At 45.3% G+C, this 20,145-nt stretch carries 17 protein-coding genes and 1 tRNA gene; 7 read left to right on the forward strand and 11 right to left on the reverse strand.

Annotated elements, in window-relative coordinates:
• Positions 1 to 51: 51 nt before the first annotated feature.
• Genes A8140_RS22180 through A8140_RS22190 form a run of 3 tightly spaced genes read right to left on the reverse strand, consistent with a single transcriptional unit; the run spans position 52 to position 3,655 of the window.
• Positions 52 to 759 carry an SDR family oxidoreductase gene (locus A8140_RS22180; RefSeq protein WP_005530143.1) on the reverse strand — a complete coding sequence of 236 codons (708 nt, stop codon included), beginning with the start codon at positions 757 to 759 and terminating at the stop codon, positions 52 to 54.
• Complete coding sequence (locus tag A8140_RS22185) at positions 759 to 2,303, reverse strand: cryptochrome/photolyase family protein (protein ID WP_005530145.1); 1,545 nt, start codon at positions 2,301 to 2,303, stop codon at positions 759 to 761. Before A8140_RS22185 ends, A8140_RS22180 begins: the two co-directional genes overlap by 1 nt.
• Positions 2,303 to 3,655, reverse strand: a complete 1,353-nt coding sequence (locus tag A8140_RS22190) for a DASH family cryptochrome (RefSeq protein ID WP_033000005.1) — start codon at positions 3,653 to 3,655, stop codon at positions 2,303 to 2,305. The genes A8140_RS22185 and A8140_RS22190 overlap by 1 nt, the downstream gene beginning before the upstream one ends.
• Before the next feature lie 290 nt (positions 3,656 to 3,945).
• On the opposite strand from A8140_RS22190, the gene gefA reads away from it, so the two are divergent.
• Positions 3,946 to 4,959: a diguanylate cyclase GefA gene (gene gefA / locus A8140_RS22195; protein WP_005530149.1), complete on the forward strand. Its 1,014-nt coding sequence runs from the start codon at positions 3,946 to 3,948 to the stop codon at positions 4,957 to 4,959.
• Positions 4,960 to 5,070: 111 nt separating this feature from the next.
• On the opposite strand, the gene A8140_RS22200 is transcribed toward gefA, so the two are convergent.
• On the reverse strand, positions 5,071 to 5,649 hold the full coding sequence (locus A8140_RS22200) for an aldolase/citrate lyase/malate synthase family protein (RefSeq protein WP_005432536.1): 579 nt from the start codon (positions 5,647 to 5,649) through the stop codon (positions 5,071 to 5,073).
• Positions 5,650 to 5,823: 174 nt separating this feature from the next.
• Here A8140_RS22200 and A8140_RS22205 point away from each other — a divergent pair, with 174 nt between their 5' ends.
• Positions 5,824 to 7,380, forward strand: coding sequence for a DUF3612 domain-containing protein (locus A8140_RS22205; RefSeq protein ID WP_077202074.1), 1,557 nt, complete (start codon positions 5,824 to 5,826; stop codon positions 7,378 to 7,380).
• Between the two features lie 357 nt (positions 7,381 to 7,737).
• Here A8140_RS22205 and A8140_RS22210 read toward each other — a convergent pair whose 3' ends face one another.
• Positions 7,738 to 9,096, reverse strand: a complete 1,359-nt coding sequence (locus A8140_RS22210; protein ID WP_005530152.1) for a diguanylate cyclase — start codon at positions 9,094 to 9,096, stop codon at positions 7,738 to 7,740.
• Positions 9,097 to 9,235: 139 nt separating this feature from the next.
• Here A8140_RS22210 and A8140_RS22215 point away from each other — a divergent pair, with 139 nt between their 5' ends.
• Both A8140_RS22215 and A8140_RS22220 read left to right on the forward strand, forming a co-directional pair.
• Positions 9,236 to 9,844: an alpha-ketoglutarate-dependent dioxygenase AlkB family protein gene (locus A8140_RS22215; RefSeq protein WP_005530154.1), complete on the forward strand. Its 609-nt coding sequence runs from the start codon at positions 9,236 to 9,238 to the stop codon at positions 9,842 to 9,844.
• A gap of 69 nt (positions 9,845 to 9,913) precedes the next feature.
• A complete protein-coding gene (locus tag A8140_RS22220; protein ID WP_005530155.1) occupies positions 9,914 to 10,999 on the forward strand; it encodes a DUF3541 domain-containing protein in 1,086 nt (361 codons plus the stop codon).
• A gap of 12 nt (positions 11,000 to 11,011) precedes the next feature.
• Here A8140_RS22220 and A8140_RS22225 read toward each other — a convergent pair whose 3' ends face one another.
• The 3 genes from A8140_RS22225 to A8140_RS22235 form a co-directional block, all read right to left on the reverse strand.
• The gene (locus tag A8140_RS22225; protein ID WP_005530157.1) at positions 11,012 to 11,830 is read right to left on the reverse strand and encodes a helix-turn-helix domain-containing protein; all 819 of its coding nucleotides are present in this window, start codon (positions 11,828 to 11,830) and stop codon (positions 11,012 to 11,014) included.
• A 113-nt stretch (positions 11,831 to 11,943) separates the two neighbouring features.
• Positions 11,944 to 13,218 carry a sugar phosphate nucleotidyltransferase gene (locus tag A8140_RS22230; protein ID WP_033000007.1) on the reverse strand — a complete coding sequence of 425 codons (1,275 nt, stop codon included), beginning with the start codon at positions 13,216 to 13,218 and terminating at the stop codon, positions 11,944 to 11,946.
• Positions 13,219 to 13,426: 208 nt separating this feature from the next.
• Positions 13,427 to 14,635 (reverse strand): NupC/NupG family nucleoside CNT transporter, encoded by a 1,209-nt coding sequence (locus A8140_RS22235; protein WP_005530161.1) that lies wholly within the window; start codon positions 14,633 to 14,635, stop codon positions 13,427 to 13,429.
• Between the two features lie 561 nt (positions 14,636 to 15,196).
• Here A8140_RS22235 and A8140_RS22245 point away from each other — a divergent pair.
• Together A8140_RS22245 and A8140_RS22250 are read left to right on the forward strand one after the other, a co-directional pair.
• Positions 15,197 to 15,280 (forward strand) — tRNA-Leu (locus A8140_RS22245).
• A 29-nt stretch (positions 15,281 to 15,309) separates the two neighbouring features.
• Positions 15,310 to 15,921: a DUF2913 family protein gene (locus tag A8140_RS22250; protein ID WP_005530162.1), complete on the forward strand. Its 612-nt coding sequence runs from the start codon at positions 15,310 to 15,312 to the stop codon at positions 15,919 to 15,921.
• Between the two features lie 92 nt (positions 15,922 to 16,013).
• Here A8140_RS22250 and A8140_RS22255 read toward each other — a convergent pair whose 3' ends face one another.
• Both A8140_RS22255 and A8140_RS22260 read right to left on the reverse strand, forming a co-directional pair.
• Positions 16,014 to 17,414: a tryptophanase gene (locus A8140_RS22255; RefSeq protein ID WP_005530164.1), complete on the reverse strand. Its 1,401-nt coding sequence runs from the start codon at positions 17,412 to 17,414 to the stop codon at positions 16,014 to 16,016.
• 296 nt (positions 17,415 to 17,710) lie between these two features.
• On the reverse strand, positions 17,711 to 18,955 hold the full coding sequence (locus A8140_RS22260) for an NADH:ubiquinone reductase (Na(+)-transporting) subunit B (RefSeq protein ID WP_005530166.1): 1,245 nt from the start codon (positions 18,953 to 18,955) through the stop codon (positions 17,711 to 17,713).
• 169 nt (positions 18,956 to 19,124) lie between these two features.
• Between A8140_RS22260 and A8140_RS22265 the strand changes: the two genes are divergently transcribed.
• Positions 19,125 to 19,532 (forward strand): cystatin family protein, encoded by a 408-nt coding sequence (locus tag A8140_RS22265; RefSeq protein WP_010646335.1) that lies wholly within the window; start codon positions 19,125 to 19,127, stop codon positions 19,530 to 19,532.
• 46 nt (positions 19,533 to 19,578) lie between these two features.
• Here A8140_RS22265 and A8140_RS22270 read toward each other — a convergent pair whose 3' ends face one another.
• Positions 19,579 to 20,100, reverse strand: a complete 522-nt coding sequence (locus A8140_RS22270) for a GrpB family protein (RefSeq protein WP_005432572.1) — start codon at positions 20,098 to 20,100, stop codon at positions 19,579 to 19,581.
• Positions 20,101 to 20,145 lie beyond the last annotated feature (45 nt).

The raw sequence follows: 20,145 nt of genomic DNA on the forward strand, positions 1-20,145 counted from the left end.
GTCTCTCTGGAGATCGTTATTTCCTTTGTATCAACGTTTTTACGCGTTCTCTTACCAAGGCAATAACGTCCCATCATAAGCCCAAAAAACCCCGCTATCTTGCGGGGATGCTTTTTCTATTAAGCCTAATAAATCCTTAGCAACTCGCTCTGGCGTGAACAACTTTCCTTCTGGTACATTGGTTTGAAAAGGTGCCGACAAAGCGGTGTCCGTAGTACCTGGATGAAGTGAAAGCACCGTGCCATGTTTCACCATTCTTTGCCATTCGATCGACATGGTTTTGAGGAACATGTTTAATGCGGCTTTCGATGCTCGATAGCTGTACCAACCACCTAACTGATTATCGCTAATGCTGCCAACTTTGGCCGAAATGGTCGCAAACTTAGGTGCAGTACTGCGTTTTAGCTTGGGTGTGAAGTATTTCGCCAACAGCAAACTTGGCAAAGTATTAACCATGATGGTTTGCTGAAAAAAGTCTGCGTCGAGCGAATTAAGATTCTTCTCAGGGCCTTTTTCTTGGGTGTGCAACATACCAACGCAGTTCACCAACCAATCGACGTGTTCAATCTGCTCACTGAACGCTTTTACCTCCCCTTCTTGCGATACATCAACTTGATGCCAAACGACATTTGGGTGTTGCCAATCTGGTTGCTGCTTACGATAAGTGGCATGCACACGAGCTTGAGGGAACCGAGCTGCGACTTCTTGCACCATCGCCAAACCAATTCCACCGTTACCACCGATGATGAGTATTTCCATCACAAATTCTCCACGTTTTCTATGTAATGCTCTGCGGTATCGAGTATCGCTTGGCGTTGTTGTTCTTCCATGTTGTCCCAAGAGCGGAAAATCATCCCGATTCGTGGATTGGTTGCGAGACGCTTGTCGTGCTTGTTCATAAAACGCCAATACAAGCTGTTAAACGGACACGAGCCTTCGCCACTGCGCGCTTTATTGTCGTAATGGCAGCCTTTGCAGTAGTCGCTCATCTTGTTGATGTAAGAACCACTAGCCGCGTAAGGCTTGGTACCAACAATACCGCCGTCCGCAAACAAAGCCATGCCACGAGTGTTTGGCATTTCTACCCACTCAATTGCATCAACATAGATACCGAGATACCACTCATCAACTTGATCTGGGTCGATCTCGGTTAGCAAACAAAAGTTACCAGTGACCATCAAACGTTGGATGTGGTGTGCGTAGGCGTAATCGAGAGACTGACCAATCGCATTGCGCATACAGGCCATTTTGGTTTCGCCATTCCAAAAGAAGTCTGGCAGCTTTCTTTCTGCGCCCAACTCGTTCTTTTTCGGGTAATGAGGCATGTTCGCCCAGTAGACGCCTCGGATGTATTCTCGCCACCCTAAGATTTGGCGAATGAACCCCTCAGCCTGAGAAATGTCGATGTCTTCGTTGGAATGAAATGCCTTGAGTGATGCATCAATGACTTCTCTCGGGTGCAGCAATTTGCTGTTGAGCGAGAATGAAATTCGGCTGTGATACAAGCTCCACTTAGCATTATGCTGGCCTATCATGGCGTCTTGAAAACGGCCGAATAGCGGCAGACAGACTTGGCAGAAATGCGCGAGTAAAGACAGGCTTTGCGCGCGATTAATCGGCCACAACAAATCCCCTTCGAGATTTCCGATAGTTTTGATGTCATGTCGTTCCAGCCGCTCAATAATGCCACTGACGTCGGTACTGAACATCAAAGGTTGTGGCAGTTTTTCAATGTCTTGGGCCTTGAGCTTGTTACGGTTGTTGGCATCGTAATTCCATTTTCCGCCAACAGGTTTTCCGTCTTGCATCAAGATGTCAAAGCGCTTGCGCATACGGCGATAAAAGTGCTCCATCATGATGTGTTTGCCTTGAGGAAACTGCGATTCTATTTCTTCAAACGGCAACAAGAAATGTTCCGAATCGACACAACGCGTCACGACCCCATCAAGCTTTAGTTTGGCTAACTGCTCTAGTAAACGGTATTCATCGGGGCGTTGATATTCAAACTTACTTGCACCAACTTCGCTCACGTAGTGTTGCAAGACTTGCTCAAGATTGTCGAAGGATTGTGTGTCATCCAACGTGAGGTGCAGAACTTGGTGACCTTCACTCTGACGCTCTTTCGCAAACTGTTCCATTGCAGAAAAGAACGCACACACTTTATGAATATGATGCGTGACGTAAGTATTCTCTTGCTTGAGCTCCGCAATCAGGTAAAGCACTTGCTCATCTGGTTGCTGAAACCAAGAGTGCTCACTGTTAAGTTGATCGCCCAAGATCAATCGTACGGTTTCAAATTGCATCACGGTTTCTCCGGTGACGAAGCTTTGTCACTGCTGCCCATCACAATCGGCCAATCGACCATGTCAACACTATCCAAATGCGCGCCAGCACAACGACCTTGCCATCTATCGATGAACTCCATGTGCGGGTCGTACATTTCGGTCTGCTTTTCGAGGTTGAATTGTCGAGAACCACGCGGATCAGCGCCAACGCCTGCTAAGTATTGCCAATTTCCCCAGTTCGATGCTACATCGTAATCTACCAATTGTGATTCAAAGTACGCTGCGCCATAACGCCAATCGAGGCCAAGTTCATGCACTAAACAACTGGCGACCAACTGTCTGCCGCGGTTGGACATGTAACCGGTTTCGTTAAGTTGGTGCATGCAAGCGTTCACAATGGGAAACGGGGTTTCTCCCTTTTTCCATTGCTGAAAACGATGTGCATAAAAGCTGGTGAGAGGTGCTTGATTTTGGATGCCACCGAATCGGAAAAGCTGTCGTTTATGTCGACGGGCATACCAATAAAAGTACTCCCGCCATAAAAGCTCGAAGTAAATCCAGTAGGTCGACTCGTTTGCTCCCTTCAAACGTTCATAACGCTTGAGCATGGCATAAATAGTTTTTGGCGAAAGGCAGCCATGAGCTAGCCAAGGTGAAAACTTAGTCGAGTAATCCATACCATCCAAGCCATTGCGCGTCTGCTTATATTCGCTGGCCAATGTCGAGGAAAAATACCGACGAGCGTGCTCAAGCCCTGCTTGCTCGCCACCGGTAAACAGGCAAGGCTTAACGTCGCGAATCAGTCGTAAGGTTGGCAAGGCAAGTCCTAAGGGGATTGTTGGTAAGGCCGTTACTGTGGCGAATGGTTCCTTCAGCGATACGTTCTCCGCCTTTTTACGAAACTTAGTAAAAGTGTCAGGCAAGTCTTCAAGAGCAAATGGCAGGTCTTCAACGGTAAGTAGGCTGCGCACTTCCTGCTGACAAATCGTTAAATGCTCTGATTCTTGGCGGATATGATCAACCACGTCTTGCTCTTCTGAGCCAGGGAACGCATCACAATAAAGATGTGTCACGCCAAGCATCTCTACAGCATGTTTGATGGCTTGATAAGGATGTAAGTCAACAACCTGTAAGCGCTGATCGAATGCATTCAAGGACAGATTGAGGCAGTGTAATGACTCATCTAAAAATTGCCGCTTTGCCGACCCAAACATCGATTCCTGTGCGAAGTGAGCTAAAAATGGAGACAGTTTCGGATAACAATAGACACATATTAATGCGTCGACTTCCTCACTGGCTCGGGCGAGCAGCGGGTTATCATGCATCCTCAAATCGTTGGTAAACCAGTACAGTCCGATTGTTTTATTCAAAGAAAGCGTTCCATGTGTGAGTTTTTCTATGTAGTTCTTACGCACAATGCTGCTTCACGATCAGACTGTGGATTGTTACGTCTACAAATTATTCAACAAAAGTCCTTGGTAAACAATTTGTTAAAGTTAATTCTATAAGTTATTTAAAAAAACTCTAATATTTATAGGTGCATTTGATTTTTTGCTCATTTTTTTTAAGAAAACCAAACAAAAATGATAAAAAATAAAGCGATATTGTTTTATATCCGTTACCCTTAACCTAATTCCATTTTGCTTGCCACATTGCAGAAATGACCGACGAATTTAAAAAATCAACCGCGAATCTAAAAAAAGCGGTACCACTAATGATCAAGAACCACGTAGCAGCGACACCAGCAAACTACGCCTTGTGGTACACCTACGTAGACAAAACCATCCCAGAGCTTAACCAAGAGTTAGATATGGTTCTGGAGAATTATGACGTCTGCCCACCAGCGATGCACAAGCAGCTCTACAACAGCTACGTCGCGAGTAAAGCCGAAACCAGTTTAGAAGAACTCAAAACCAACGTAGAAGTACTGTTGGGTGAAGTATCTAGCTCGATGAGTGACACTATTACGGATACCTCCTCCTTCTCTGATATGGTGGACAAAAGCTTTAACAAGCTCGAAAAGGTTGAAGATAATAGCCTGAGTATTGAAGAAGTGATGAATGTGGTTCGTCAGCTCGTCGCGGAATCTCGTGAAATTCGTCACTCGACTCAGTTTCTAAATAGCCAACTAACGACGGCTAGTGAAGAAATTTCTCGTCTAAAAAACCAATTGGCTGATGTACAAAAAGACGCTCTTTTCGATGGTCTTTCCAATCTGTATAACCGCCGTGCTTTCGACAGTGACCTCCAAATGCTGATCGACAGCAATCAAGCAATGACCTTGGTTATGCTGGATATTGATCACTTCAAAGCATTTAACGACAATTACGGCCACTTGTTTGGCGATACCGTTATCAAAGCCATCGCACGTCGTCTGCAACAAAGCTGTCGTGATGGCATCAGCGCTTACCGCTTTGGTGGCGAAGAGTTTGCTTTGATCATACCGAATAAATCGTTGCGCATCGGTCGTCAATACGCCGATACGTTACGCAGAATGATCGAAAAGCTGCGTGTCCGTGACAAACGTTCGGGCAGCCAAGTGCAAAGTATTACCGCTTCTTTTGGTGTCGCAGAGTATGAAGTTGGCGATACGTTGGAAAGCTTGGTTAATAAGGCTGATAAACAGTTGTATGAAGCAAAACAACTGGGCCGAAACCGAGTAATGCCGCTGTAGAGCTTGCTCGCCAGCTCATACCGCCCCTTTTAAAAGACAAAACCCCAAGCATGTACTTGGGGTTTTGTCTTTCTTGGGCTGGCTCGTTATTAATGATGCTTCCTAAACCATTTAATCAATGCTGTAGCAGTAGCTAAGGAAGTAGTCGTCGCCGTTTTTCGCGGTGTACTCTTTGTCTTCACTACACGCCATAGGTTTTCCTTTCTTATCACCTTTAATTAGGCTGATCCAATGACGCATTGCGGTCGGTGCATTACCAATTAGCTCAGGGCTGAAGGTAGTACGTGTTTCCAGTTGAATGTCATCAATGTCCATCAACTCCACACAACCCGTGCCTTTATGACAGCCAAACATCACTTCTACGTGGCTGCCTGACTCATCTTTAAATAGGATCGATTTCGGATCTTCTTTCTCACCAGTGTACGCTACAAAATGTTTTGGGCTTTTCAGACCGCTGTGTGTACCGTCTTTGAAGTAGGCCATTACATGACGGTAATCAATCACATAACTTGACACGTCTTGGTGTGAGCCATTCTCCAGTGGGAACATGCGGTCCAGTAGTTGCTTCGCCTTAACTTGCTTCTCGCTTTGCTGCTCAGCACTTACCGCCTCGACGGCAAATACGGCTTCAGCGATAAATGGGCGTTCTTGTTGTTGGATGTCTTTTTTATCGAAATTCAGCATATTCATCGTCGTTTCCTCGCACTTAAGCACTCTTCCTAGAGTAAAAACTTAAAACCCTTGTTTAAGTTTCAGGCAATTCTGTGAAGTGGATGGTTAATTTCCTTGCCTGCTCATTATGTAGACTAGCGAATTATTGACTACAATTTCACAACAAAAATTTTACAATGTGAATTTTACAAAATGTCTGTGTCAAAAAGTCTTATCCGCCAATCTCATTTTCTCGGGACGAAAATTCGTAACCTGAGGAAGAACAACCATTTAACGATGGAAGATTTGTCTGCGCGTTGCGTTAGGATCAATCCTGAGTACGCGCCGTCGGTTTCTTACCTATCGATGATCGAACGTGGAAAACGCGTTCCAAGTATCGATATGTTGGAAGTGATCGCCGAAGTTTTCCAAAAAGAGCCTGCATGGTTTTTAGATGATGAGCCAGAGCTGGAAGCGATCACACCAAATAAAGGTAATCGTGGTGGCATCAATGGAATGGCCCTTGAACCGAGTTTCTTGTTCTCCAATGACATCCTGCAAATCGCGATACCAGAAATGCTCTCCCAAACTGGTATCACTGGGCGTCAGTTTGCTCATCTGTTGATACGGGCCCACCAAGAGAACCATCAAAACCACTTCCCAGATCTGGAGCGAGCCGCTGAAGAAGTCGGATTAAAGCGTCTGAACCTGTCAGTGGAAGATCTGATCGACATTGCTAAAAGCATGGGGTTGGATATTCGTTGGGTAGACCGAGCGCCACAGGATGTGATTGATGAGCTTGGCGTAAGTGCGAAGCAGCTGATCACCTCTTTTATGGAGGCGCCAGGGACGATTTACCTCAACAAGCGCATGCGCGACTACCCAACACGCCTGAAATACGATTTAGCCGTTTACATTGGCCATCGTGTACTTCACAGCAGCGACGGCATGAGTAATGTATTGTCGATTGGGCATCAGAACAACTGGGAACAAAGCGGCTCGCAAGTATCGAACTCCGAGCTTAACTCACAAGACATTTTGCAAGCGTGGCGTGATTTTGAATCGAGCTTCTTTGCTGGAGCCCTGCTGTGTCCAAAAGTACCGTTTCGCCAATTACTCGACCGCTCTGGTTATGAAATCGATGTACACAAAAAAGCGGGCGTCTCCCCTTCTGTTGCGATGCGCCGCATGACGGTCGTATCACCTTATCCGCATTGGCATTACTTTGATGCTTATGGCCCGGGTAAACTCAAAGCCGTATATCGTGGTAACGGTATCCCGCTTCCTTGGGGTAATATGCGCAAGGTCAACGACCCATGTCAGCACTGGGCAGTGTTCCGTCGCTTATCACAACCGCTGGACACCAGTTCAGCACAAATTTCGATTCTTAATGTCGGTAACGAGCCACGTATCTATTGCTGTGAGTCAGTCAATGTCTTCGACCCAGCGGGCAACAACCGCGTTCTATGCGCAGGTATTGACCTCAACCCTGCTATCTCAGCTCAGGGCGGGGATGCGATTGCCATTGCAGAAGAGCTGAAATCGCTGTGTGTCTCTTCAGGGGGAAGTACTGTCATACCTCAGCACATCAAGAAAGATCTCACCACGATAGCCAAGATTCTCAACATCAATTGGATAGAAAGGGGAATTCAAACCCAAGCAAGATTGATTTGTTCACGAGGAGCCGTATGTCCAAGACAACCAAGTTGTTATAACAAGTGCGGTGAATCAGCGGATTCAGGTGACGAGCCGCAAATTATCGAGCTCTAGAAAGAAAAAACGCCAATCACAATAAAGGTGATTGGCGGTATATACTTGTGAACAATGTGTATTCACTAACAACGTCAGTTGGCTAGGTGACCCTCGGCTTAATAAGGGTCAATCTGTATAAAGCACGAAACGTGCCAACTTTTAAAAACGCCTTTTTTCTTCGATCCTGATGCATATTGGTGCTTTATTGAGCACACATTTTGCAAATCGCATTTGCAAAATGCAAATTGATGCAAATATGCCACCATGCGCATTGCTACTAATCCCTTTATCAGAAAAATGGCGTTTTAATAAGAAAGAAATTCAAAATTAAAAGCCCCGCAAGTGTGCGGGGCTCTAGATTCATGGTTTTACTGATTATCCACCGTAGTGTTTTTGCTGATACATGCGTTCATCGGCGATTTTCATCATCTGTTGAGGTGATGTCATTTCAGGATCAAACATCGCATAACCAATGCTAGTTCTCAGATAAATCAAGTCTTGTTCATAAATGACTGGATTCGAGCACAGAGCAAAACGAAGCTTTTTCACCAGAGCATGAATGCTGTCTTCCGTTTTCGGATTATGGACAATCACGAGAAATTCATCTCCTCCCATGCGAGCCACAATATCCGAACGTCGTAAACTGCTTCTAATCCGCTCAGCACAAGCGATCAGCACTTTATCGCCAGCATCATGACCATAGTTATCGTTAATATTCTTAAAGCGATTAAGATCGATGTTTACAAGCGCAAAGCTGTAGCGCTTTTTATAGCGTTTCGCGATCTGAAATTGATGCTTGTAAGACTGCATAAAGTAACGACGATTGGGCAGCTGGGTGAGTTCATCATGCAGTGCTCGGTTTTCGGCCACAATATACAATCGGTAAATCACAATCAGGGCGATACTTAATCCAAGAACAATCGGATAGCCGACTAATCTCGTTAGCTGCAATGTGTACCATGGTAATTGCTGGTCTAAGTCCGCACCGGAATACACCGCCAAGCTCCAGCCTCCGTAGGGAAAATGCACTTGCTCTTTGGCGTAAACCTTCCCACTAGGCTTCGGCTCACCGAAAAATATATCGCCAAGCTCGCCACTGCTGTCATAACCACGAATGGTCATCGGATAATGAGAAGAGAAGTCCATCACCCCGGTTTCTCGGAGCAAACCATTAAAGTCGATCACAGCACTGATCACACCCCAGTAATCCTTGTTTATTGGAGGATCACGAAATACAGGCACACGAACAATCAATCCTCGCCCACCCTGAACGAGCTCGACTGGACCTGCGATGAATATCTCTTGAATGTCTTTGGCTTTTTGGATTTGCACCCACTGCGCTGGCACCGTTCGGTAATCCAGCCCAATAACACGCTCGTTCCCTCGACGTGGGTAGATATGGCTTACCACATCATTTTCCGCGATGCCGATTACCGTAATATGATTGCTTTTATTGAGGATACGATTCGCAGCCATTTTTAACTTGCGGTTTTCATGGTTCGGTAGCAATGTAATAAGAGTCGCAAGCGTGCTAGCTTTGTATATGTCAGCCATCAGGTCCGCTTCTAAATTGGAGCGGAGCATAGAAAGTTGTTCTTTGGCCTCAACTTGAAGTCGCTCTCGGTGAAGGTTGAGCTGATTGTGGTGCAACAACTCAATGACTCCAACGCATAGGGCAAAAAAAGTGAGGAAGAACAATGCAAAGTAGCCTTGCTTCTTCGATGAGTACTGCATCTGTTCCCCACTAACTCTCGGCGTTCCAAGAGTTTTCTTTAATTATTGTTAAAATACTTACTTACCTTAATGATAACTAATAGCTATCGTAAAGGTAGTAAATATCTAAAAATCTTATCTATCAAAAAGGCAAAGTGGAATGCAAGTACAAGGCGATTTATTCAAAAGTTCATTTTGGCAAGAAGTAGCACAAGGGAAGATCTACTATGATCCTCACTTTCTCGGTCACTTAGATGCTGATCGCTGCTTTTCGCGGCTTCGCGCAACCTTACCTTGGCAACAAGAAAGCATCATGATGTTTGGACGATCGGTATTACAGCCTCGACTACAAGCGTGGCATGGTGACGCCGCTTACACTTATTCAGGGCTAACCATGACGCCTCACCCTTGGACACCGGAACTGATTGAACTGAAAACACGCATTGAAGCCGTTGCTGAGGTGAAATTTAACTCTGTCTTAGCGAATCTCTATCGTCACGGCCAAGACTCTATGGGATGGCATCAAGACAATGAGCCTGAGCTAGGAAGAAATCCTATAATCGCTTCTATAAACTTGGGGGAAACTCGCCGATTTGTTCTAAGGAATTTACATTGTAAAACCCAATTAGAATATGAGCTTAGCCATGGTTCTCTGCTCATTATGGCCGGAGAGTTACAACATCACTGGAAGCATGCCGTTCCTAAAACAGCAAAACCAAAAGGCGAGCGTATTAATCTGACTTTCCGCCATATCGTGACCAACTATTGACTGAGTCATTACATATCAAGAAAGCATTAATGCTAGGCTTGAATCTTGGTTCTCAATCGGAATGTGTTTATGCGTATCAGACCTCTCAGCTTAGCCGTGTTGCTCTCCTGTTCACTGGCTTTTCAGGCGCAAGCCTCTCAAGAGGCACCGGTTTTAACCTATTCGCAGTCCGCACAGTTGATCAAAGATACGTACGAATCGCAGCTATATACCTTGCCTGCGTTTCGAGAGGGGCATTACGGCCTTCGTATGTATCGCCAAACGTTAAATGACAAGTATCTCCCCGCAGTATGGACAGACATGGCACAAGTCGCGAACCGTCTCAATCGTTTTGCCAATGAAGTCACTGCACCCGAGCAAATTTTTCTCTACTCAGAAGCACGTTTAGCGACTTACCACGACAAAGAAGACGAACGAAGCCAACGTCGCTACACCGTTACCAAGCACCAACCAGAATACCTCTACTTAGGCATCGATCTGATTGGAGCAATGGCAAGAGCGGACGAGTACGGCTTAAAGCACAAACAAGACAAATCGCTAAGGAGTGTTTTACGTCGATACGATTTCGGACGCTACGCCACTGACCCAGAGATGATAGAAGCTTGGGCGGCGCAATTGGCGAACCAAGTCTACTGGCTACGTCAGCTCGGCGAACAAGATGTGGTCAATGCATTTACCGATGCATTTCGCACGACCTACCCAGACAACCAAGACAAAAAACTGTCACCGCAGCAATACAGTAATAAGATCTACGGTATGACACACATTATTTTGGGTGATTCACAGTATTACCAAAAACAGGTGAATGAAGCTGACCATCAGTGGATTTATGACTACTTCCGCGACAATATCGACACCATCATTTTGCGTTCCAAAGAAGATGTAATTACTGAGGTCGGGATTTCATTTCTCCTTGCGGGGTTAGATAATGACCCAGTCGTCGAAAAAACTCGTCAAGCAATCCAAAGTGCCATTAATACGCAGCAAGGGATGAGCCCCTCCGTGGAAGGGGACTACGACTTGAAATATGGTGAACACCGCAATGTGTTGGCCATCATGCTGCTGGATTGGCAAGGTGTACACCAAGCCCCAACAATACAAAACCAGCCCCAAGCGTTTGAGTCTCCGCCTTATGGGTTAGTGTCAAAGCATTGATATCAAAGCAGGTTACTGGATCGAATGGGCAGGCTTAAAAGCTTTACTTTTCAACATTTGCTCGTATCGAACCAATCGAAAATCTTGGAACCCCTTCATAACACTTTTGATCATCGGATTCTCAAAAAACTGACGACTGGCGCCTGTATAAAAAGTAATGCTGTGATTAGAACAACACCTTTCTAAGAAGCAATCTTCCATAAACTGACTCAAGCTATGATCTCGGATTGGAAAATAAATCATAAGACCTTTGCTGATCCCAGCAATGTGATTCAATATTTGAGTTCGAATCGACTTGGTCAGGAAAACCACACTCACCAAATAAATTGAGTTGTTTTTCTGCTCATAGACCACGTGCCCTACCAACATTTTTCTATAGTAAAAACAATAAATTTTGGGTTGATTAAGTTCAAGCTGATTAAGAGTGTCGATGATATCTCCCCCGTTCATTCTCAGGTGAGAATCGATCACTAAAGCCCTATCCTCCTCTTCCAACTTATCAAAAGGCACGTGACCAGTATGGGTGATTTCATAGTCGTATACCGTGCTTAAATTTTGAGAATTGACCGGATGTTGCAGGGCTTTCTTGACGACCTTTAACTCCTGAGAATCATAGTGGTATGGCTGCTGAAAGAAATGTGCGATACCAAGACGCCTTAGTAGCGTTGGCTCGATTTTTTGCCTTTCCCACTGGCTCAAGGTTGCTTGATTCAAGCTAGAGAACACACGATGCGAAGAAGAAAGCAGCTCCGCCAAACTGTCTTGTGAATATTGATATTTTTTCCTGAAATGCTTCAATGCATCGGCAAATTGAAGTCGGTCGAACTGCATTTTTTCTCCTAGCCAAACGCCAATAATTGCGAAAAATATGTGTAGTTATAATTAGAATAGACACCAAATTGTGATTGTGTGAGTCAATAACACTTCAACTCAAGATACCTGCATTACATGACGTTATCTGTAATGCCTTCGGGGTAATTTTCATGCAGTGGGGTGGCTTCTTCCTCAAAACCCACGCGGCTGCCCTTTGGAATGACAATTAAGCCACCGTCAGTCATCTCAAAGCGCGCTTTGTCTCTTTTTGGTTTCTCACCAATCACTGTGCCTGGGGCGATCTGAACATCTTCTTCAATAATGGTTCGCGTAATCCGGCTATTCGCTCCGATTTTACAGCGCCCCATTAATATGGATTCATGCACAATGCTGTTTCTGCCTAACTCACATTCCTCACCAATCACGGAGCGAATCGCGCATGCTCCTTCTATCTGACAACCTGAGGCAATGTAACTGTCTTTGATGCGAACTTTGATTGCTTCGATGTTGCAATATTCTATTGGTCTTTTAGATTCAACCCTTTTACTCAACAGTGCATCAGTACCACTCTTACCCGCAACACTCTGTTCCACCAGCATCATCATCTGCAGTCGCCAGTAATCATCAAGATTATTAACGTTATGCCAGTATGTAGGTGCTTGTTTTTCTTCAATCTCGCCAAGGTCAAACAATGCCGTTTTCACTCTACGAGCAAGCAGAGAGACGATATCCTTGGTCAAGTCATGCTTACCATCAAGCTTCTTGGCATTATTAAACAGACCTTTGACCAACACGGGCCGCTGAAAGAGGTAGTTTTCCGTTAGCACCATTGCAAAGCCCGGTTTATTCGGAATTTCTGTAGGGGTTTGCGGTTGGTGTTGAATACTAATGACTTGGCGCTGCTCATCGAGCTCAACCACATGATATTGAGAGGCTTGCTCTACAGGGACTTGAGCCACGACTAACGTAAGTTCGGCTCGTTGGATTTGATGATACTGAAGTAAGGAAGTGATGTAATGACGATGGATTTGCTCGCCACCAACCAATAAAACGTGCTCATCAGTGGGTCGATTAAAGGCATCCAAATGCTGCAATAAAACATCTGTCCAATTTTGTCGTAAAACCGGTAATTGCTTAGCCTGAGAATAAATTGGCTCAAGCACTTCGATTCTTGATTTGTAGTCTCCCCATGCATGCTTTAGATGATCCATTAAAGACGAGCAGTGGAACCGACTCAATATGAGATTACGTTTTATCCCTGCTTGAATGAGGTTGGTTAGCGAAAAATCAATTAAACGATGAGAACCTATGAAAGGTATGATGGATTTACAGCAGGTTTGAGTGAGTGGAACTAGCCCATTCCAGCCTCTATCGGTTAATACTACCGATACGATTTTTGACGTCACGTACAACTTCCTTATTCTATTAATAATTTAGAAAGTAAATGCAAACCGTACGCAAGTACTATTCAATTGAGATGTCAATTTACTCAATAATGAATATTATCGGGCAATGACCTACCCAATACTTAACTCACCTCTCATTCGGTAGCTTAATAAAATAAAACCCGCCGAAGTGGCGGGTTTTGAATGGTTGTTTATGTGGTGGCGTTCCTTATAGCGAGATAAAGATACCCGCCAAACATGCACTCATTAGGTTCGCTAGCGTACCAGCCGCTACCGCTTTCAGACCCATGTTTGCTACGTCTTTACGACGCTCAGGTGCCATTACACCAATAGAACCAAGTTGAATGGCAATAGAACCGATGTTCGCGAAACCACACAATGCAAACGTGATGATCACTTGCGTATGTTCAGTCAGCGTTGCTTTGTGTTGGACGAAATCGATGAATGCCACGAATTCGTTCATTACGATTTTCTGACCGATGTAAGAGCCTGCCGCTAACACTTCGTGACCCGGAACGCCGATTAACCAAGCGAGAGGGGCAAATAGGTAGCCAAAGATCGCTTGTAGCGTGATGCCCGCAAAGCCGAACATTTCGCCTAGGTTTTCCAGACCCGTATTCACCATTGCAATCACACTCACGAACGCGATCAGCATTGTACCTACCGCAACCGCGACTTTCATACCGCCCATCGCACCACTTGCTAGCGCGTCGATCACGTTGCTCTCTTCAGACTTATCCAACTCGATGTTGTTGTAATCACTCGGCGTTTGACGCTCTGGCACGATGATTTTCGCCATCAAAAGGCTACCAGGAGCAGCCATGAAGCTCGCTGCGATTAGATACTTAAGCTCTACACCTAGACCTGCATAACCACCTAGAACACTACCCGCGACTGATGCCATACCACCTGCCATTACCGCGAACAGTTCTGAACGAGTCATGTTTTGCAAGAAAGGGCGGATAAGAAGTGGCGATTCACCTTGAGAGAGGAAGATGTTACCTGTCGCAACAAGAGATTCAGCTTTGCTGGTACCCAAGAATTTTTGGATTGCACCACCGATAAATTGAATCACTTTTTGCATGATACCCAAGTAGTAAAGGGCAGAGATAAGAGCGCTGAAGAAGATGATGATAGGAAGAACGCGAACCGCGAAGATGAAGCCTGTAGAAGCAAGGTCACCGAAGAGGAATTTGATGCCTTCATCGGCAAAACTTAATAACCCTGAAACCCCATTACTCAAACTAGCTAGCGCCGCTTGTCCCCATGGGAAGTAAAGCACTAAGGCTGCAAAACCCATCTGAAGCAGCAATGCACGAGACACGGTTTTCCAATTGATTGAAGAACGGCTCTCTGACAGCAGGAACGCACAACCTAACAGTGCAACAATACCAAATAGACTAAATAGAACACTCATGAATCGGACCTACTGAACGTTGAAAAAGAAAGGAACGCCAAAAGCATTGGCAGAAGAAAGGGACAACGCATCGAGTGACAACGCACTCGCAGATCCAGATTGGAGGAAGAACGGATAGTTCGACATCTTATTTTTACCTTATACAAGCAATTGAACGTAGCTGGTCCGGTCCGTGGGGTCATTCACTGCTGGAGAGTTCTCGACTCATCCCGCTCCATGTGACGGCTTGTATGGGTAAGGGTCCTGAACAACGAACCCTAATTCCCGCTTAAACGGGTCGCAAGTATAGCCATCAAAACGAGAGTTTCATCACATTTATTTACGCAAACGTTCAAGCGTTCATTATTTAAGCAAAGGTGCCATTTTGTGGTCATACTTGTAGGGGAAATGGGGGTATTGAGAGGACAAGTAATGGTAAAACTGCCAAAAGCGAACAATAAATGTTCAGTTGAACACCAAAGACCAAAAATGAGCAATTTTACTCTCGCCAATCTATGGATTTTGGATATACAATTCAGAACGCTTCATTCAGAAGCCTCTGTGTATTCAGAGCATCATGATGCCGAGATGGTGAAATTGGTAGACACGCTAGCATGAGGTGCTAGTGCCTTAGGTGTGAGGGTTCGAGTCCCTCTCTCGGCACCATTCCTTTCTTTCAAAGAATTTAGAGTGTAATGCAAAGTTCTAAGCAGGCAAAACAATCCGCTGACGCTAACCAACTACTTAGCGAACTCGCGGTGCACGCTTTATTACACCTGCACTTCAAAATCCACGCATCATCGCGAATGCTTTCCCTTAAAGAACGTAACGATCTATTGCAAAAGTGGCTTAAACCTAAGCTCAAAAGCAATCGCTACAAACTGATTAAAAAGCCATTAAAGTCTTTGACTCAACAGGCAAAAGGGGAAAATGGCAATTTAGAAGCTTTACTTGAACGTTGTGTAGGTGCCGATAAACCTGGTAACCCGCAGCCTCACCTTGATAGCTACCTGCTGCTGATCAACGAAGTCGAGAAAAAATTAGGCACGACGGTAATGCTATCTCGTCCTGAAGATGTCGACTTATCTCACGACCAACACGGTTGTTTGCTGTGTGTGCTGTCTGATAACTTAAACCAACACTTCGACGATAATAACGCCCTAATCGCACCTATTTCGATGCTTTTCCGAGGCCCTATGAGTCAACGCTCTCTGTTCCTAGGCAGTATATACGCGAGCAATACCTTCAATTACGAAGTGCTGTACCAAGACGAGCAATTTGTGCGAATAACGCTAGATTTGGCGTAATACGACATTCAGATGAATCAAAAAAAGCCGCGAAATTCGCGGCTTTTTGCTTAATTAACGTTTATCAATGTCATTAACGACCCACAGAATTATTAATCCAGTTCGCGGAAACGAGCTGTGAAGTGACGAAGTACTGGTGGTTCGTATTCAAACGTCAATCCTTTCAGTTCATGAGCACGATTCTTCAACTCGATGATCGCATCAGCGATGTAATCCATGTGATCGTTGGTGTACACACGACGTGGAATAGTCAAACGCATCAACTCAAGTTCTGAAGCTTTTTGTTCACCGGTTTCCGGATCGCGACCAAGCAACAGTGACCCAATCTCTACCGCTCGAATTCCCGCCTCTAAGTACAAAGCATTACACAACACTTGTGCAGGGAATTGCTCTGGTGGGATATGTTGCAGAATCTTAGCCGCATCAACAAAGACGGCATGACCACCTGTTGGGTATTGAATTGGAATGCCACCCTCGCGTAGACGCTCACCCAAGTATTGCACTTGGCTAATGCGGTAGTGAAGGTAATCTTCATCCGCACCTTCATACAATCCGCGAGCCAAGGCTTCCATATCACGACCTGCCATACCACCGTAAGTGACAAAGCCTTCCATCGGTACACATCGTGTTTGAACTGCTTGGAAAAGCTCTTGATGATCGCGAATACAACACATACCACCAATATTCACCATCGGATCTTTTTTCGCTGACATGGTGAGCATGTCACCGTATTGGTACATCTCGCGAATGATTTCGAGAATCGATTTGTTCTCATAACCCGCTTCACGCTGCTTGATAAAGTAAGCGTTCTCGCAATAGCGAGCCGAATCGATCACCACAGGGATGTCGTACTTGGTTGCGATTTCGTACACGCTGCGCATGTTTTCCATCGATACAGGCTGACCACCAGAGCTGTTACACGTGACCGTTGTGATGATCGCGCAGATGTTATGAGAACCATGTTCTTCAATGGTTGCCACCAACTTATTAAGGTCAAAGTTCCCCTTCCAGTCGTATGGCGTGGTGGTATTAAACGCTTCTTCCGTCACTACGTTAATCGCTTTACCGCCATTGAGTTCAATGTGGCCCGCAGTGGTATCGAAGTGATAATTCGAGATAAATACGGGCGTTTCACCACCGCGAACCTGACGCATACGTTCAATCAAAGCAGGGAATAGGATTTGCTCCGCCCCGCGACCTTGGTGCGCAGGCACTGTGAGCTTGTAACCAAAGAAATGCTCTACCGCGCCACACAAGTTGTAATAGTTACGACTGCCTGCATAGGACTCATCGCCCATCATGATACCTGCCCACTGATTGTCACTCATAGCACCTGTACCAGAGTCAGTCAGTAGGTCGATGTAGACATCATCACTACGAAGAAGAAATGGGTTAAAGCCCGCTTGTTTAAGGGCAACTTCTCGGTCAGCCAAGGTCGTCATTTTGATTGGCTCAACCATTTTGATACGGAACGGTTCTGGAATACGTTTCATTGTTAATTTCCTTATACACATGACCATACGCATTTAAGCGTAAGATTAAAAACAAACTGACAAATTGCTTTTCAATGCGGGAGCATTGAGGAAATTAACGCGCAGAGATTTTACTAAGAAGAGACAAGCAGTAGTCTAGGTTGTACCAGAACGACAGCACCAAACGGCTATCGAGAATATCCTTAATTCTCATCGTCTTCGTCCTCCTGATAAAAAGAAAAGCCAGAAACCCCATGTCTCTGACCTTTTCAATATAGTGCAGTTTTCAACCAAATTTCAGTGAAGCTAACCTCATTTTACGAAGGTCTTGCCCTTTTCATTCTGCGTTTGATGTTGTTCTCTTTGACCATGTAGTCGAATAAAGGAGCAAACAAGTTGGCAAACAGAATCGCTAACATAATGCCTTCAGGATAGGCTGGGTTGAGTACTCGGATAAATATCGTCATCACACCAATCAAGATACCGTAAGCCCACTTACCACCATTAGTAAAAGCAGCGGATACTGGATCTGTCGCCATAAAGAAGGTACCAAACGCAACACCACCGATCACGAAGTGCCAATAGAACGGCATAGAGAACATGGGATTTGTATTCGATCCAATCGCATTAAGCAGTAGCGAAGTTACGGCTAAGCCAACAAAGACCCCAGCAACAATTCGCCACGAAGCGATCTTCATGAAGATTAGCACTAGACCTGTGAGCGCAATAAGTAAGGTTGAGACTTCCCCCATCGAACCGGGCAGATTGCCAACAAACGCATCCATCCATGAGATAGACTGCCCCGTCATGTTGTTCGTCAAGGCACTCTGACCACCTTCATACCATTGGCTCAGCGGTGTAGCGCCAGAGTAACCATCTGCCGCAACCCAAACAGCACCGCCAGACATGTTAGCGGGATAAGCAAAGTACAAGAAGGCTCGCCCTGCTAGTGCCGGGTTTAAGAAGTTTCGCCCCGTGCCACCGAAGATTTCTTTCGCTACCACAATACCAAAAGTGATACCTAAGGCGGCTTGCCACAGTGGAATGGTTGGCGGCAGAATCAATGAGAACAGAATGGAGCTCACGAAGAAGCCTTCATTCACTTCATGTTTGCGGATGATGGCAAACAGAACTTCCCAAAAACCACCAACGATGAATACCGTCGCGTAGACAGGCAGAAAATAGGTCGCGCCAACAAGCATTTTGCTTGCCCAACCTGCTTGGCTCGCGACTTCTACCGAACCCCAAACCCAGCTTAGCCCCCAAGAGGCATCAATGGCTTGCTGCGCTGCTACTTGGTCAAGACCGTAGAGCAAAGCGTCGCTGGATTGCTGCCCCATGTTGTACATGCCCCAAAACATCGCGGGGAAAACGGCTAGCCACACCATAATCATGATCCGCTTTAGGTCTATGCTGTCTCGAACATGAGTAGCGCCGTGATTCACTTTACCCGGCGTGTAAAAAAGGGTTTCGACAGCTTCAAAAAGTGGGTAGAACTTTTGGTATTTGCCTCCCGGTTCAAACTTTGGTGAGACCTTCTCAAAATAATGCTTTAGACTCATAACGTCTCCTCCTCTAGAAGTGTTACGAGTGCCACTCAAAAGCGATCTTTTTTTACTCTTTTCACTCTTCTGTTCCGTACCTACAAGTTCGTCCGTAATTCCCTGCAATTATGTAAACCGTGAAAGTCGTGCTTATACTCAATCAATAACAAAACAACGGAGTGAATTTATGAAGTTAAGGATGATGTGGACGACCATTGTGGCGATTACCGCGCTTCCATTCGCAAACAGCGCAACAGCAGTCGACAAACAAATGCCACCGGCTTTGAAAAAGAAAATGCAAGCGATATGCGGCGCACAAGGTGGCGTTCCAGGAGGGTGGCAAGTAGCGAAAGTCACCCCTGATGCAGAGCGTTCTCTCAGTATGATTTTGTATCAAATGAACGCCACGGATAAGCTAAAACAAATCAATGATGTGAGAACCCAAGTCGTCGGCGGCATACACTATGCGATGGAGTTTGAACTCAAAGACGGGCAAGTGTGGAATGCGATTGTTTTGCACAGTGCCCGAGGCGATTACATGATTGAAAGACACGCCAAGAAAGGTGAACTTTGCCCTAAAGGTGGAGAATCTTAACGGCTCTTCCAAATACAGCAAAGGCGACAGTTTAGTCGCCTTTGTTTTATGTCGAGATGACTTTCTTTACGAACTCGGCTTTAGCATCCGTATATTTTTCGATGGTTATTTCAGCTTGCTCCACCAAAGAAAACTTCAGAGTTAGATACTCGCTTCTAAGCTCAGCACTTCCATTTAGTCTATCTCGAAATTGAATCCAGTCTCGCCACAACTGTCCTTGATACTGAGTGATGTGCAGATAGTGTGTTTTGACTTGATAAGAATCATCGGTGAACTTCGCAAAGACAATCTCATCTTGCTTTTCCACTTTCAACCGCAGAAATCCAACACTTTTCAGTGCATCAATCAGTTTTGGAGAAACATGAGGAAAGTGCTCAATACCTAGCACCATATCGATAATAGGTTTGGCAGGCATATTCATAATGGCAGTACTGCCAATATGCTCGATTTGAGTTAGCGGTATCTCCGTCATTAACGCCAGTTCAAAGCGGCAACGCACAAACTCCTGTCGCCATGCAGGGTCATGCTTAACAACGTCGACTTTGTGATTGGCTAAACCTAATTTCATCCATCCCTCTCCTAATAAACCCAAATATCATAAGAAGGAAATTAT

This window comes from Vibrio campbellii CAIM 519 = NBRC 15631 = ATCC 25920 (genome assembly GCF_002163755.1).
GTDB classification, from domain to species: Bacteria; Pseudomonadota; Gammaproteobacteria; order Enterobacterales; family Vibrionaceae; genus Vibrio; species Vibrio campbellii.